This window comes from Phaeobacter porticola, from assembly GCF_001888185.1.
Classification (GTDB): Bacteria; Pseudomonadota; Alphaproteobacteria; order Rhodobacterales; family Rhodobacteraceae; genus Phaeobacter; species Phaeobacter porticola.
Genome location: NZ_CP016367.1, coordinates 48,013 through 62,130 on the forward strand (window position 1 = coordinate 48,013; position 14,118 = coordinate 62,130).

A 14,118-nucleotide genomic window follows, 5' to 3' on the forward strand; every position below is an offset into this window, starting at 1 on the left:
CTGTTTCCGGGTTGTGTGACGGAAAGCACCGGCCCGGACGGGACGCTGCGCCGCGCGGTGGATTTTGACCTGCTGCGGCAGGAACTGTCGGACAGCATCGTGGAGGGCCCGCAAGAGCGGTATCATCTGGACTGGCCGGGCAAGCGGCAGGCGCTGGTCACGGCCAATGCGCCGATTGCCAAAACCCTGCGGCCTGTGCGGGCGGAGTCGGTGGAGTTCGACACCACCCGGAATTTGTTCATCGAGGGCGATAATCTAGAGGCGCTGAAACTGCTGCAAGAGACCTATTTGGGCAAGGTCAAGATGATCTATATCGACCCGCCCTATAATACGGGGAATGATTTTGTCTATGACGATGACTTTGCCGAAGGCACGGCAGAGTTTCTGGCCAAGTCAAATCAGGTGGATGAGGCAGGCAATCGGCTGGTGGCAAACCAGACTGCCAATGGTCGGTTTCATTCGGACTGGCTTTCAATGATTTATGCTCGATTGAAGCTTGCAAGAAACCTCTTGTCTGATGATGGAATGATCTTTGTTAGTATTGATGACAACGAACAAGGCAACCTGCGCGGACTCTGCGATGAAGTTTTTGGGCACGAAAATTTCGTTGAGTGCTTTGTATGGAAGAAAAGCTATGGAGGGGGGCCGAAAGAAAAATATGCTGTGACGCAGCACGAATACATACTCATGTATGCGCGTAGTATGGCAGATCTATCGCCTTTTGCGTTGCCTTATGATCCTAAGAAGGTTGAACGATATTATAGTGGTCGTGATGAGCACTTTGAGAAACGGGGGCCGTATCGTCTAAAGCCACTCGAAGCAACCAAGAGCATGGATGCAAGGCCAAATTTGGTCTACGAAATTCCGCTTGCTGATGGTGAAATCGTTCGGCCACAGCGACAATGGCTCTGGGGCCGTGATCGTGTATTGGAAGCATTAGAAAACAACCATGTGATTGTTGTGCGCAACAAGGATCGAGTGACGCTAAACTATAAGCAATATCTACGTGATGAGGATGGCGTCGAAAGGGGGGAGAAGCCATTCAGTGTAATTGATGGCATTTATACCCAGCATGGAACAGCTGATCTTTCAGCTCATTTCCCTGAGGCAGTTGTCGTTCAGTTCCCTAAACCAGTTGCCCTGATAAAGCAGTTTATCCAAATAGCACTTTCCAGTGACCCAAATGCAATTATTCTCGATTTCTTTGCAGGAAGTGCGACAACGGCTGAGGCTGTCTTCTCATTGCCAATTGAAGTGCAGAAGAACGTTCAGTTTATCCTTGTGCAAATACCAGAGGACGTTCCAGAAGGAGCACCGGCGCGCAAGGCAGGATTTCAACGGATTACAGATATCTCCAAAGAACGCATCCGCCGCGCGGGGGCAAAAATCCTCGAAGGGGAGTGTCACCCCGACTGGAACCGCGATGTGGGCTTTCGCGTGCTGAAAATCGACAGCTCGAACATGGCCGATGTCTATTACACCCCCGACGCCACCACTCAGGCCGACCTGCTGACCCGCGTGGACAACATCAAACCCGACCGCAGCCCCGAAGACCTGCTGTTTCAGGTGCTGCTGGACTGGGGCGTTGACCTGACCCTGCCCATCACCCGCGAGAGCGTCGCGGGCAAGACCGTCTTCACCGTCGCCGGCACCGCCCTGATCGCCTGTTTCGACAACGGCGTGGATGAAACCCTCGTCAAAACCCTCGCCACCCGCCATCCCCTGCGCGTGGTGTTCAAGGACACAGGCTTCAAGGACGACGCGACAAAGATCAACGTCAAACAGATCTTCAAATCCCTGTCGCCCGACACAGACGTCAAAGCCATCTGATGACCCCCGCCGAGCTGCGCCTCAAACTGACTGACCTGATCGCCACCTGGGAAAACGAGGTGGTCGAGTTCAAGGAGGCGTCCAATTCCTATTCCACAGGGGATATCGGGAAATACTTTTCGGCCCTCTCGAATGAGGCAAACCTGAAGGACGTCGACGCGGGCTGGCTTGTGTTCGGGGTGAATAACAAGAGCAGGACTGTCGTGGGGACGGATTACCGGCCGACCCCCGAGCATCTGCAAAGCCTCAAGCAGCAGATTGCCGATGGTGCAGACCCGACAACCACGTTCCGGCAAATTCATGAGGTGGATGTGGACGGCAAGCGGGTTGTCATGTTGGAGATCCCGCCCGCCCCAAGGGGTATTCCGATTGCGTGGCAGGGTCAGACCTATGCGCGGGCAGGTGAAAGCCTGAGCGCACTTGGCTTTGCGAAACAGGATGAAATCCGCAACCAGACCCTGCACGGCGATTGGAGCGCGCAGGTGGTGGACGGTGCCACGCTGGACGATCTGGACCCGCAAGCGGTGGAACGCGCGCGCAGTGACTTTGCCCTGAAGCATCAAAATCGGATTGACGCGGATGAGGTGCGCAGCTGGCCGGTGGCGACCCTGCTGGACCGCGCGAAGGTGACCCAACGCGGGCAGGTGACCCGCACGGCGCTGTTGCTGTTGGGGCGTGCAGAAAGCGCCTATCTGCTGTCCCCACATCCCGCCCAGATGACGTGGAAGCTGGTCGGACCGGAAACGGCCTATGAACATTTCGGCCCGCCATTCCTGCTGGCGACCTCGCAGCTGTATCAACGTATCCGCAATATCCAGTTGCGCCTGTTGCCCGATGACGAGCTGCTGCCGCATGAGGTGTCGAAATACGATCAGAAGGTCGTGCTGGAGGCGCTGCACAACTGCATCGCCCATCAGGATTACCGCCAGAACCAGCGGATCATCGTGACCGAGCGGCCGGATCGCTTGGTGTTGGAGAACGCAGGCCGGTTCTTTGAGGGCGCGCCAGAGGATTATGTGCGCGGTGACAAGACGCCAAGGGGATATCGCAACCCCTATCTGGTGCAGGCCATGGTCGAGCTGAACATGATCGACCAGATGGGTTACGGCATTCAGCGGATGTATGAAACGCAGCGGCGGCGTTACCTGCCGATGCCAGATTACGAGGTGGCCGGGGACGCTGTGGTGATGACGGTCTATGGTGGGGTTGTTGATACGGCCTATACGCGGGTGCTGATGGAAAACGGCGGTTTGAAGCTGACCGACGTGCTGGCGCTGGACCGGGTGCAGAAAAGGTTGGAGGTGCCGGATGCGGCGATCCAGGCTCTGAAGCGCAAGGGGCTGGTTGAGGGGCGTAAACCTCGGTTCCGCGTCTCGGCTGCTGTCGCGGCTGCATCGTCCAAGAAGGCCGAATACATCAAGACCCGTGCGTTTGACGATCAGCATTACGCGGACATGGTGGTTGAGTTTTTACGAAAGTTCGGCAGCGCTTCACGAAAGGACGTTGATGACCTGCTCTGGGACAAGTTAAGCGACGCCTTGGATGACACGCAGAAGAGAAACAAAATCGGAAACCTTCTCAGCGGCTTACGGCGCAAAGACGTGATTTTTAACGCTGGCTCCAAACCTGCCCCACAATGGAAGCTGTGCGAATGAAACAAGAACATCCTACGAAAGAAATTACGAAAGAAGCGCTGGATTTAAGAAAGCGACAGTCATGAAAATCAAGTTCAAGTCGCAACCCTATCAGACCGATGCCGTCGATGCGGTGGTCGATTGCTTTGAGGGCCAGCCCCGGCAGGATGTTCTGAAATACACCATCGACCCCGGCGCCGACCGGCAGGCCAAGATGGAGGTGGAGGGTTTTGGCAACGCCGCTGTCAAGCTGCCCGAGGACGTCTTGTTGGAGAACATCCGCAAGGTGCAGCGCGGCGCGATGCTGCCCCCGTCGGACAGCCTGACGCATCACACCGATGACAAGGGCAAGACCAAGCCCGCCAGCTACAAGCCCGGCGCGCAGATCAACCTCGACGTCGAGATGGAGACAGGCACGGGCAAGACCTATGTCTACATCAAGACCATGTTCGAGATGCACAAACGCTATGGCTGGTCCAAGTTCATCATCATGGTGCCCAGCGTGGCGATCCGCGAAGGGGTGGCCAAGTCGATCCAGATGACGGCTGAGCATTTCCAGCAAGAATACGGCAAGAAGGTCCGGGCGTTCGTCTATAATTCAAAGCGGCTGCACGAGCTGGAGAGCTTTTCGTCGGACGCGGGCATCAACGTGATGGTGATCAACGTTCAGGCCTTTAACGCGTCAGGGGCGGATAACCGGCGGATCTATGACGAGCTGGACGATTTCCAGTCGCGCAAGCCCATCGACGTGATCGCCAAGAACCGCCCCATCCTGATCCTGGACGAGCCGCAGAAAATGGAAGGGCCGGCGACGCAAAAAAGCTTACCGCTGTTCAACCCGCTGTTCATCCTGCGCTATTCGGCGACGCACAGAACCGTCCACAACAAGGTGCATCGTCTGGATGCGGTGGATGCCTTCAACAGGAAGCTGGTCAAGAAAATCAAGGTGCGCGGTGTGGAAACCAAAGGCCCGAGCGGGACGAACCCCTATCTGTTCCTGCACCGGATCGAGACCTCAAGCGCCGCGCCGGTCGCCTGGGTGGATATCGAGGTCAAGATGCAGAGCGGGATCAAACGTGTCGCCCGCAAACTGGAACAGGGGCGCAACCTGTTCGATCTGTCCAAGGGGCTGGAGGTCTACAAGGATTTCGTTGTCAGCAATATCGACGCCCGCGATGACACGGTGCATTTCACCAATGGTGATGTACTGCACGCGGGTGAGGCGTCGGGCGATGTGACGGAACGCGACATCCGGCGCATTCAGATCCGCGAAACGATCTCGGCCCATCTGGAACGCGAACAGGCGCTGTTCGCGCGTGGGATCAAGGTGCTGTCGCTGTTTTTCATCGACGAGGTGGAGAAGTATCGTGACTACGACCAGGCTGACGAGCAGGGCGAATATGCCAGGGTGTTCGAGGAAGAATACGCGCAGGCGGTTGACGAGCTACTTGCTGAGTTGCCGCTGGAGAATGTGGAGTATCGCGACTATCTGACCGGGATCGAGGTGGGCAAGACCCATCGCGGTTATTTCTCGATCGACAAGAAGGGGCGGATGACAGACCCCAAGGCTGCCGCCCGTGGCGAGTTGGCGGGCCAATCGACAGAACCCAGTGATTACGATCTGATCCTGAAGGACAAGGAGCGGCTGTTGTCCTTTGAGGAACCCACGCGTTTCATCTTTTCCCACTCAGCCCTGCGAGAAGGTTGGGACAACCCCAATGTCTTCGTGATGTGCATGCTCAAGCACAATGAAAGCCAGAACACCATCTCACGGCGTCAGGAAGTCGGGCGCGGTCTGCGGATCGCGGTCAATCTCAATGGCGAGAGGATGGATCATCCGGTGACCGTGCATGACATCAACGTGCTGACCGTAGTCGCATCGGAGAGCTACAAGGGGTTTGTGACAGCCCTGCAGAAAGAGATCGTCGAGAACCTGTCGGCTCGGCCCAAGCAGGCGGATGCCGAGTATTTTGATGGCAAGACGTTGAAAACCGGCGATCTGGAGTTGGTCTTGGACAAATCGCTTGCCAAAAAGTTGGAGCGCTTCCTGATCAAGAGCGACTATGTCGATGAAGATGGCCACATCACCGCCGCCTATCACGAGGCCCGTAAGTCGGAGGCACTGGCAGAGCTTCCCGAGGAGCTGGAAGCCCATCGCAATGCCGTCTTCGCGCTGATTGACACCGTTTTCAATGGCAGGGCCATCGACGACATGTTCAGCGACGGGCGCACCCCAAAGAGAAACCGGCTGAATGAAAATTTCCAGCGCAAGGAGTTTCAAGAGCTTTGGCGCCGGATAAACCGAAAGGCCGTCTATCAGGTCGAGTTCGACAGCGTCGCACTGGTCCAAAGCTGTATTAACCGGTTGGAAAGCGAACTGCAGGTTGCGCCGCTGCAATATCTGGTGACGGAGGGTGCCTTGTCCGATGACGTGACCGATGAAAACCTTCGGGATGGCAGTGCCTTCGTGCAGGGGAAAATTCGGTCTGAGAGCGGCAAGAGTGCACATTCACGCGTGTCATACGATGTCATCGGATCAATTGCTCAGAATACTGATTTGACACGCAAGACCGTGGGCGAAATCCTGGCCGGGATCCAACCGGCAAAATTTGGTGAGTTTGCCAAGAACCCTGAACAATTCATCGCTGATGCCTCGCACTTGATCCAAGAGCAAAAAGCAACCGCGATCATCGAAAAGCTGACCTACGATGCGGTCGAAGAGCGCTATGATTCCGAGCTGTTCACGGCGGGCGAAACGGGCAACGACTTCAAGAAGGCGACTGAGAAGCTGAAGAACCACGTTTATGATTATGCGATCGTGGATTCAAAGGTAGAGCGCGACTTTGTCAGGGATCTCGATACAAGCGCAGAGGTTGTCGTTTACTCCAAACTACCACGCGGCTTCCTGATCCCGACACCCGTTGGTGACTACAACCCGGATTGGGCGATCGCGTTCAAAGAAGGTGGTATCAAGCATCTCTACTTTGTCGCAGAGACCAAGTCTGACCTCCCCTCGATGAAGATGCGTGAACTGGAACAGACCAAGATCAAATGTGCCCGAAAGTTCTTTGACGAAATCGGTCGACGGATCAATGACAACAGCGTCAAATATGATGTGGTCACCAGCTACTCTGAACTTATGACGCTGGTGAAAGATGTGGGGTGAAGAAACCGCGGTATCTCCCTCGAGTTTCCTGTTGACGCCAAACAGACCATTTTCCGCTTGCAGATCAGGGTGCCCCGTTAAGCATCATCGCTGTGTGCAGGCCCTCTGTGGCGGACTAGCAGATCCTCTCAAGGATTTGAGCTGCCCGGCAGCCACACCTGTTCGACCCCGCGTCTTCCGTCCTTCCGACCAAGCTGCACCACGACATCGATGCTGGACGCGGCATAGCGCCTTACCTCCTCAAAGCTCATATTGATGCCCACCGACATGACCATGAGGGCAAGGCGGTCGAGCGCCTTCTGCGCGGTATCGGCGTGAATTGTGGTGAAAGAGCCTGAATGGCCGGTGTTGATCGCGTCGAGGAAGGTCTTGCACTCATCGCCGCGCAACTCGCCAAGAATGATCCGGTCAGGACGCATGCGCAAAGAGGTCTCCAGCAATTTGGCCGCGGTGCGCTCACTTGAGGGGACACGGTCAGCCTTGAGCATCGCGCGATTGGGCTGCGGAGGAAAGAGCTCGAATGCGTCCTCGATGGTCACGATACGCTCCGTCTTGGTCACCAGCGCGAGAAGCGCCCGGGCAAAAGTCGTTTTGCCCGTGGACGTCCCGCCGCTGATCATGATGTTCAACCGCTCATCGATGCAGAGTTTCATGGCGGCTCGAATATCCCCCGCCTCGGTCAGTGCGATGACCTGTTCGGCTTTTGCCTGTCGTTCGGCACCCAAATCCACCAGTCCACCGTGCAACAGACCGATGTCGCCCAAGGTGAGTTGGTCTTCACTGTAGCGGCGCAAAGTGATCGAGGGCCCGCCATCCACGACGGGCGGATAGACGACCTGTGCCCGGATCGGCTTGCCGTTCATCTCGATCTTGCCGGAGACGAGCGGCTTTTTCTCGCTGATCTGTCCGTGGGTGGCGCTGGCAATGGATGTTGCAAGGTCCCGAGCTTGGGAAGGGGAGTAAAACACACCTTCGAGGCCGACCATATGCTCAGCCCCCCGGGTTTCCACCCAGACCTTTCCATCGGGATTGACCGCTATTTCGACCACGCAGGGATCGGCGAGCGGTGCAGCCAGAGGTTTTAGATAGGTCGAAAGAAAACTGGCTTTTTCTGCCGCCTGGTTCATGGGTGGCCGCCTGTGCGTTTCAGGTTTGTGTTGCTTTGAGACACGCGGCCTCTCCCTTCGGTCGAACGCGTGTTTCGACACCTGATTGTTTTGTCGAACCCGAAACGCACTTAATAGAACTCAAGATCACGGTCGACGATCACACTGATCGCAGCGCCCGGCTGGACCGAGATAACCGGAGGCAGGGTGGCAAATTCGCCGATCACCGCATCGGTGGCCTGCGCAAAACTGCCCGCGACATCCTCGGCAATTTCTGATCTGGTCTCGGAGCTGGCCTCGGATGCGGCGATTGCCGGTCCTGCGCCGATGATCGAGAGCAATGCGGCTGTGCCAAAGCGCAGCCCAAAGCGGGAGTTCACGGAGCCCGTCACGCCCGAGCGGCCCTGATCGTCCGCGCCAAATGCGGCGAGCTGAACCGATTGCCCCTCGGGTGTGACGATGCGTGACCAGCCAACCAGAATGCGGGCCTGGCCCAAAGAGACATTCGAATTGTAGGTCCCGAAGAGGCGGGAGCCTTCGGGAATGAGAACGCGGGACTGATCGAAACTCCAGACCGGGTAGTTCACGATGGCGGTAATCTGTCCGGGCAATGTGGATTCGATGGCGGTTTCCAGTGACGCTTGAATGAGCGTGCCCTGCAGCACCGTATTGGAAGGATTGGCGATAACCTCCGCTGTCGCGACTTGAACGGGCTGGGCACCGTCCAACACGAAGGCGCGCGCCGCCGCATCTCCGACCGCAGGTCCCCTCTCAGGGTCAGATGCCGGACTGCCCGTCTGGCCGCCCGCATCAAAGATCACCCCTTCGGACCGAATTTGTGTGTCGCGCAGCGCCGCCGCCTCGGCACGCCGACGGTCCAGTTCAGCCCGCCGCGCGGCTTCCTCGGCGGCGAGCTGATCCCTCTCGGTTTGCGCGCGTAGAGCGTCACTCATACCGTCATCGATCTGCTGTTGCAGGGCGTCGTTCTGGCGCTGCAGTCCGAGCATTTGCTCCATCAACTGCTCCATCCGGCCATCGGCAACACGCGCGCGTGCGGCAACCTCATCAGCGATACGCTTTTGCGCTTCAAGATCGGCTTCTGCCAACCGGGTGTCCATCTCGCTTTGCATCTGGGCGATGAGCGCCGTGTTCTGTTCCTGGACCGAGCGCAGCGCTTCGGCCAGCTCGGCGGAATTGTCGGGGGCAGGGGCCTCGGCCAGTCTTGCCAACTGGGCTTGTAGGGCGACCACGTCGCTCGCAAGCTTGGCGTTCTGTTCCTCGAGAGCTTGGCGCTGCGCCGCGAGTTCATCCTCGATTGGTCCGGGATCGAACCTCGGCTCTGATCTTTGTTCGGTCGGTTCAGCGTCGGCTGTCATGCGGCCAAACCCGTCACCGTCAACTTGATCCTGAAAGTCGTCGGCTTTCGATGTTTCAACGGCAGAAGTGATGCCGCTGCCTTGCACAAGCGGGTAGGCAATGATGGCGGTCCCTGCCACAAGCAATGCACCCAAACCAAGCCTGAGCCCGAGAGATGCGCGCCGCTTGGGTGCGAAGCTGTATTCCTTTTCCCCGGTTTTCTCGTCGCTCATGATCAGAACTCCCGTCCACGCAGGGCGGCCACGGCAGCAGCCTCGGTCGTGAACCCACCAGTCTCACGGGTAATGCAGATATGATCGTCGCCCATGCGGATCGTGTAGGCGTCCCGCACGCCGGTGACCCGCACGACCGCACCTTGCGTCTGGCTGTTCTGGGTGATCTCGTAGCCCTGGGCGTTCAAGCCGAAGATCGAGGGCCGCACGCCGGGCCGGAATTCAAAGAAGGTCGAGCGCCCATCATTCCAGACCCTCACCGGGCGGATCGCACCGCTGCCCGCGAACTGATAGCCGGTATCTCGGCCTCCAGCCGCAAGCTGGCGCCCGGCGGGGCGCTCGTCGGGAAAGTTTACGACGACCCGGAAAGACTGTGTCCGCGAGCGTCCCTCTGTCAGATAGAAGGCGACAGCGCGGCGGTTGGTAAAGATCGTCAGGTTTGTCGTGGCCTGAGCCTCGACAGGCTTGATCGAGATCGTATTGCGGTTTGACAGAACCTCCACTTCATAGGACGCGGAGTCACCGATCAGGACTTGATTGATCCGTTCGCCGGGACCGAGTTCGATTGACGTGTTTACCCGAAGGTGGGTGTCGATCCGGATCACATCCGTAGGGTTGAAGGTCACGTGGCGAACGCGGGCGTCCTGACCCATGGTGACCGGTGCGCGCTCGGCCAAGGCGGGCGTTCCGAGCAACCCGCCGACCGTTGCGATGGCAATTATGAAGGTTTTCATGAACTATTCTCGTGTCAGTGTTTCGGCATCGACCCGGTAAGCGGTCACCGAGAAGCCAAGGGGATTTTCCCAAACGCGTGTCAGGGAGCGTTCGCGGCGGGGGGCAAATTCAAACCCTACGGTGGCGATGAATGTTTGCGTGACGGGGGTCTGGTTGGGTCGGGTGAGGCGTTTGTCGAACCGGATCTGAGCCACTTCGTCCTGCAGGAAGGTGATCGCCCGCACGCGGACATCGACCTGCGCATTCGCGCCGTAGCTGCGCGGTGGATAATTCTCGGCCCCCGCGGTCCAGAGTTCTATCAGCGAGGCGCGGGCGGGCCCGCTGGAGCGCCGCTGGACACTTTCGAGCCGTTCTTGAATGCCGTTCCTGAAATAGCTTTCGCGGTCGCTGATATAACTGACAAGCAGGGATTCCTTGATCGCTTCCTCATCGGTGATACCAGACGGCTGAACCTGATAGATGCGTTCTGCTGCACCCGACGTGCTGTCGACGAGGACGGTAAACACTTCGGTTTCGCGCAGGGGCAACATAACCGTAATGGTCAGGGCCAACAGCACGGATACGGCGCAGGAACAGCCCGCAACGATCCATGCGGCGCGCGCTGCCCGGCGCGGACCCATCACCAAATCGATATCGAAATCACTCATGACTATCCCTTCTTCATCTTTCCGGCGAGCTTGACCGCACCGCCCGCATAGCTCCCGGCACGGGCCGCGCTGGACGATCGGTCGGAGACGCCTTGTCCCTGAAGTCCTGCATTGAAGCCCCGTCGCATGTCATCTCCGCCCCGGATCGCGGCACCGGTATTGCGCCACGCGTTCCCGGGCATCCGCGCGGCATTTGCACCGATCGAGGCGAGGCCGATGTTCGTGGCGGCAAGCCCTTGCGCGAAAGTTGGCACGAGCAACATCAGGCCAGCGCCGATCATCATCACCACGACGAACGAAATCGCGTCCCCGAGTGTTTCGACGCTGTCGAGGCTATCAGGTGCGACAGCTTCACCCGTCGCTATGGTGAAGCCAGCCATGGCAGCCACTAACAGCGGCACAAAGGAAAAACCGATGGCGAGTTTGACCCATGCCTCGAACAGCGGCGCCGATTGTTTGAATAATGTGCAAGCCACGACCACAGGTGCGATGGCGATCAATACCGCCAACATGATCTTGGCGGCCGACAGAACGATGATGGTGATCGTCGCCATGGCGGCGGCCACAAGAAACATGACCACGCTGGTCATGGCACCGGCCAGCCAGCCTCCATTCTGGCTGATCGCCTGCCCGACATTCAGGGCTTGGGAGTAGAGATCGTCTATGCCGTCATAAAGGTTTGTGACATCACCACCTGAGAGGGAGTTGAGAATACCTGCACCAAGTTCGGCAGGAGCATTTGTCAGCGCATCGTACGGAACAGAAAGGTTTGCGTAGATCAAAAACACATTGACCAGCACAATGCGCAGCCCTACCGACACGATTGTGGAAACCGAGAGCGGCACGGCTTGCAGACCCACATTTGCGCCTACAAGAACGACCACCAACACAGATGCGGTCTGTACAACCGGGCGTACTGCGGCAACCGTATCAGCATACGTGTCAGCTGCCACGCCCGCGACAGTGGCATCTACCAATGCCAGAACCTCAGCGATTATGGCCATCCTTAACTACCACACCGCTCCAATTGGAAGTTCTGATAGCGCTCGTTTACATCTGACCAATCGCTGCGACGGTATTTGCGAAAGACGCTGAAATCGCTGGTAGTTGCATCCTGCGCCGCTTTGCCAATCCGTTCCTGCGTAAACGCATCGAGCGACCCGAGATCATAGATGCAGCCGCAGAAGCCCTGCGACATTGCAAGCTCTCTCAGGTCGGTGCCGAAGCCCCACCGAACCGCTCCTCGAAAAATCTCGTTGCCGAAAAACTCAGTGTCCGGATAGCTGAAGGTGCAGGTTTGCGGCTTCGGGAACATCAAGAGCCCTCTTGCCTGTACCTCGCGCATGAGATCGAGGAGGCGCTCTTCCTCCCCATTTTCGGTGGCAGTGACGACCTCCCCGAGCAACGTATCGTCGGGCAGGTCTTGCAAGTCTTCCGCCCAGGCACTGCCTGCTAGGGCGATGAAAACTGCAAGTGCTTTGAGTGATGTATTCAAGGGTCAGTCCTCGGCGCCGGAAAAATCAAAGAAGGAGCGTGTGCGGGCCTGCTCGGCCGCGAAATCAATGCCGTTTTGACCTTGCGCCAAGCCTTGGGCGGCATTCAGGCGCCACATCTGGCCCAGCATGTAATTCGTCTCCGCGGCCATACGCGTGTTGAGATCAATCGATTCCTTGAGCGTTTCCTGTTCGCCAATCGCTTCCACCAGCCCATCGATACGCTCGATGCTCTGGGCGGCTTCCTCGTAGGAAATTTGGGCTTGCCCGATAACCATGGCATTGGCAGCCGCCAGATCGGCTATGGCAGCGCCTTGCGGGTTCCCGGCGTCGTTCAGCTCGGTGAGTTTTTCCGAGGTGAACCCCGCACTGGCCATAGTCTCGCGCATGGCATCTGCGGCGCGGCGCTCACCCATGGTGACGTCGCCATCGAGCAGATTGTCCAGCAGGCTGTCAAAATCCCCGAGTGACAGGTTGTCCATGAAACCCGATAGATCGGTGATCTTCTGGGCGCGGGCACGCAGGTCCTCCACATCGTTGTAGAGGGCTGCGATTTCATTCAGGCCGGTAATTGAACCCAGGACGTCATCAAGAAGGCCCTGAATATCAGTGAGGCGTTCGATCTGGGTACGCAATTCCTCGATTTGCTGGAGCTGGTTTTCCGCATCGCGCAGCGCGGCCTGCAGCTGCTCGATATTCTGCGCGAGGTTCGATCCATCGATCACAGGCACACCCTGAGCGAAGGCTGGGGGCGGGTGTGCCGCCATGAGCGTGCCCGCGACAATAATTGCGGCAATGCGGGTGTCAGCCCTCATCGGAATACCTCCAGAAAGTGGATTGCTCTAGGTGATCGGCGGCCTCGGTCAAACCTTGTGCCGCTTCGACTTTCACGTGGGCCGCGCGCAGACGCAGCGTCAGCGCCATGAGCCGCGCCCGTTCAGCAAGCATATAGGTGGAGCGGTCCAGCGCCTCTTTTGCGTTACCGGGCGGATCTTCACGCAAAAGCGCCGCGATCCTCGTCATGGCCTGATCGATCTGGGTGCCCATGTAGGCGCCATAGCCGACCGAGGCATCCGCCCAGTTGCCCCAGGCGGCCGAGGCACCATCGAAGCCCGCCAGTGACCCTGTCATGTCGACGCCGGTGATGATGCCAAGATAGTCGTTGTAATAGCCGTTGATACGCCGGACGTAGGTCTGGGTTTCCTCGAAAGGAGGCACACCACCATATTCGAGAACACGGCCGGGGCCTGCATTATAGGCCGCCAGAGCGTGATCAATCCGACCGAAGCGGTTCAGTTGCGTGAGAATGTAGCGTGCGCCACCGTCCAGGTTTTCCCAAGGATCATACGGGTTCACACCGAGATCCGATGCTGTGCCCGGCATCAGCTGGCAAAAACCGCGCGCACCCACGTGGGAGACGGCTGCATTGTTGAAACGACTTTCCTGCTTGATCAGTGACTGAAACAGGATACGCCATGTCAGTGGCGTCAGACCGGCGGTCGCAACACCGGGATGACCCTCATAGCGCCGCGCCACCGTGATGATCATGCGCTCCACGTCGCTTGGCTCACCGAAGAGGCGATCGGCATCAGGATGATCTTCCTGGGCTGGGTAAGTCTCTGCAGCGCTCGCCCAGCCGGGCCCACCAGCCTCGAACCCACTCAGGTCGGTGACACCGGTGGTCTCCGCAAGGAAACGTTCGTAGGCTTCAAGCTGCTCTTGATAGATGTCCGCTTGATCCTGGCGGGCGTCGCGCTTCTGGCCCTGCCGCAAGGCGTCGCGTGCGAGCTCTTCGACGCGCGACACAGCGCGGGCAAGGTTGGAGCCATCGATCACTGGCACGCCCTGCGCGGAGGCAAGCGAGCCAAGACCCAAGGCCACCGGAATCGCCATTCTAGAAGCTCTGGAAATCACAATG

11 protein-coding genes are annotated in these 14,118 nt (G+C 58.2%); 3 read left to right on the forward strand and 8 right to left on the reverse strand.

The features are described 5' to 3' along the window. Positions 1-210: 210 nt before the first annotated feature. The 3 genes from PhaeoP97_RS19395 (at position 211) to PhaeoP97_RS19405 (ending at position 6,630) form a co-directional block, all read left to right on the forward strand. The gene (locus tag PhaeoP97_RS19395) at positions 211-1,830 is read left to right on the forward strand and encodes a site-specific DNA-methyltransferase (protein ID WP_338048699.1); all 1,620 of its coding nucleotides are present in this window, start codon (positions 211-213) and stop codon (positions 1,828-1,830) included. Then, a complete protein-coding gene (locus PhaeoP97_RS19400) occupies positions 1,830-3,485 on the forward strand; it encodes an RNA-binding domain-containing protein (RefSeq protein ID WP_072506888.1) in 1,656 nt (551 codons plus the stop codon). The genes PhaeoP97_RS19395 and PhaeoP97_RS19400 overlap by 1 nt, the downstream gene beginning before the upstream one ends. Before the next feature lie 61 nt (positions 3,486-3,546). After that, positions 3,547-6,630 carry a type III restriction-modification system endonuclease gene (locus tag PhaeoP97_RS19405; RefSeq protein WP_072506889.1) on the forward strand — a complete coding sequence of 1,028 codons (3,084 nt, stop codon included), beginning with the start codon at positions 3,547-3,549 and terminating at the stop codon, positions 6,628-6,630. A 128-nt stretch (positions 6,631-6,758) separates the two neighbouring features. Here the strand turns inward: PhaeoP97_RS19405 and virB11 are convergent, their stop codons facing one another. The 8 genes from virB11 to PhaeoP97_RS19445 all read right to left on the reverse strand — a co-directional run bounded on the left by virB11 (position 6,759) and on the right by PhaeoP97_RS19445 (position 14,093). Continuing rightward, positions 6,759-7,757: a P-type DNA transfer ATPase VirB11 gene (gene virB11 / locus PhaeoP97_RS19410; RefSeq protein ID WP_083570465.1), complete on the reverse strand. Its 999-nt coding sequence runs from the start codon at positions 7,755-7,757 to the stop codon at positions 6,759-6,761. 110 nt (positions 7,758-7,867) lie between these two features. Next, positions 7,868-9,325, reverse strand: coding sequence for a TraB/TrbI/VirB10 family type IV secretion system protein (locus PhaeoP97_RS19415; RefSeq protein WP_072506890.1), 1,458 nt, complete (start codon positions 9,323-9,325; stop codon positions 7,868-7,870). A gap of 2 nt (positions 9,326-9,327) precedes the next feature. Beyond that, positions 9,328-10,059 carry a TrbG/VirB9 family P-type conjugative transfer protein gene (locus PhaeoP97_RS19420; protein WP_072506891.1) on the reverse strand — a complete coding sequence of 244 codons (732 nt, stop codon included), beginning with the start codon at positions 10,057-10,059 and terminating at the stop codon, positions 9,328-9,330. Positions 10,060-10,062: 3 nt separating this feature from the next. After that, positions 10,063-10,707, reverse strand: coding sequence for a VirB8 family type IV secretion system protein (locus tag PhaeoP97_RS19425; RefSeq protein WP_072506892.1), 645 nt, complete (start codon positions 10,705-10,707; stop codon positions 10,063-10,065). 2 nt (positions 10,708-10,709) lie between these two features. Next, positions 10,710-11,684, reverse strand: coding sequence for a TrbL/VirB6 family protein (locus PhaeoP97_RS19430; RefSeq protein ID WP_157891282.1), 975 nt, complete (start codon positions 11,682-11,684; stop codon positions 10,710-10,712). Between the two features lie 29 nt (positions 11,685-11,713). Continuing rightward, on the reverse strand, positions 11,714-12,202 hold the full coding sequence (locus PhaeoP97_RS19435; protein WP_072506894.1) for a hypothetical protein: 489 nt from the start codon (positions 12,200-12,202) through the stop codon (positions 11,714-11,716). A gap of 3 nt (positions 12,203-12,205) precedes the next feature. Continuing rightward, complete coding sequence (locus tag PhaeoP97_RS19440; RefSeq protein WP_072506895.1) at positions 12,206-13,015, reverse strand: type IV secretion system protein; 810 nt, start codon at positions 13,013-13,015, stop codon at positions 12,206-12,208. Beyond that, positions 13,005-14,093: a lytic transglycosylase domain-containing protein gene (locus PhaeoP97_RS19445; RefSeq protein ID WP_072506896.1), complete on the reverse strand. Its 1,089-nt coding sequence runs from the start codon at positions 14,091-14,093 to the stop codon at positions 13,005-13,007. Before PhaeoP97_RS19445 ends, PhaeoP97_RS19440 begins: the two co-directional genes overlap by 11 nt. Between the last annotated feature and the right edge of the window lie 25 nt (positions 14,094-14,118).

Coding starts and splice junctions, on each gene's coding strand:
- PhaeoP97_RS19400 (WP_072506888.1), top strand. CDS start 1,830: ATGACCCCCGCCGAGCTGCGCCTCAAACTGACTGACCTGATCGCCACC.
- PhaeoP97_RS19405 (WP_072506889.1), top strand. CDS start 3,547: ATGAAAATCAAGTTCAAGTCGCAACCCTATCAGACCGATGCCGTCGAT.
- virB11 (WP_083570465.1), bottom strand. CDS start 7,757: ATGAACCAGGCGGCAGAAAAAGCCAGTTTTCTTTCGACCTATCTAAAA.
- PhaeoP97_RS19415 (WP_072506890.1), bottom strand. CDS start 9,325: ATGAGCGACGAGAAAACCGGGGAAAAGGAATACAGCTTCGCACCCAAG.
- PhaeoP97_RS19420 (WP_072506891.1), bottom strand. CDS start 10,059: ATGAAAACCTTCATAATTGCCATCGCAACGGTCGGCGGGTTGCTCGGA.
- PhaeoP97_RS19425 (WP_072506892.1), bottom strand. CDS start 10,707: ATGAGTGATTTCGATATCGATTTGGTGATGGGTCCGCGCCGGGCAGCG.
- PhaeoP97_RS19440 (WP_072506895.1), bottom strand. CDS start 13,015: ATGAGGGCTGACACCCGCATTGCCGCAATTATTGTCGCGGGCACGCTC.
- PhaeoP97_RS19445 (WP_072506896.1), bottom strand. CDS start 14,093: ATGGCGATTCCGGTGGCCTTGGGTCTTGGCTCGCTTGCCTCCGCGCAG.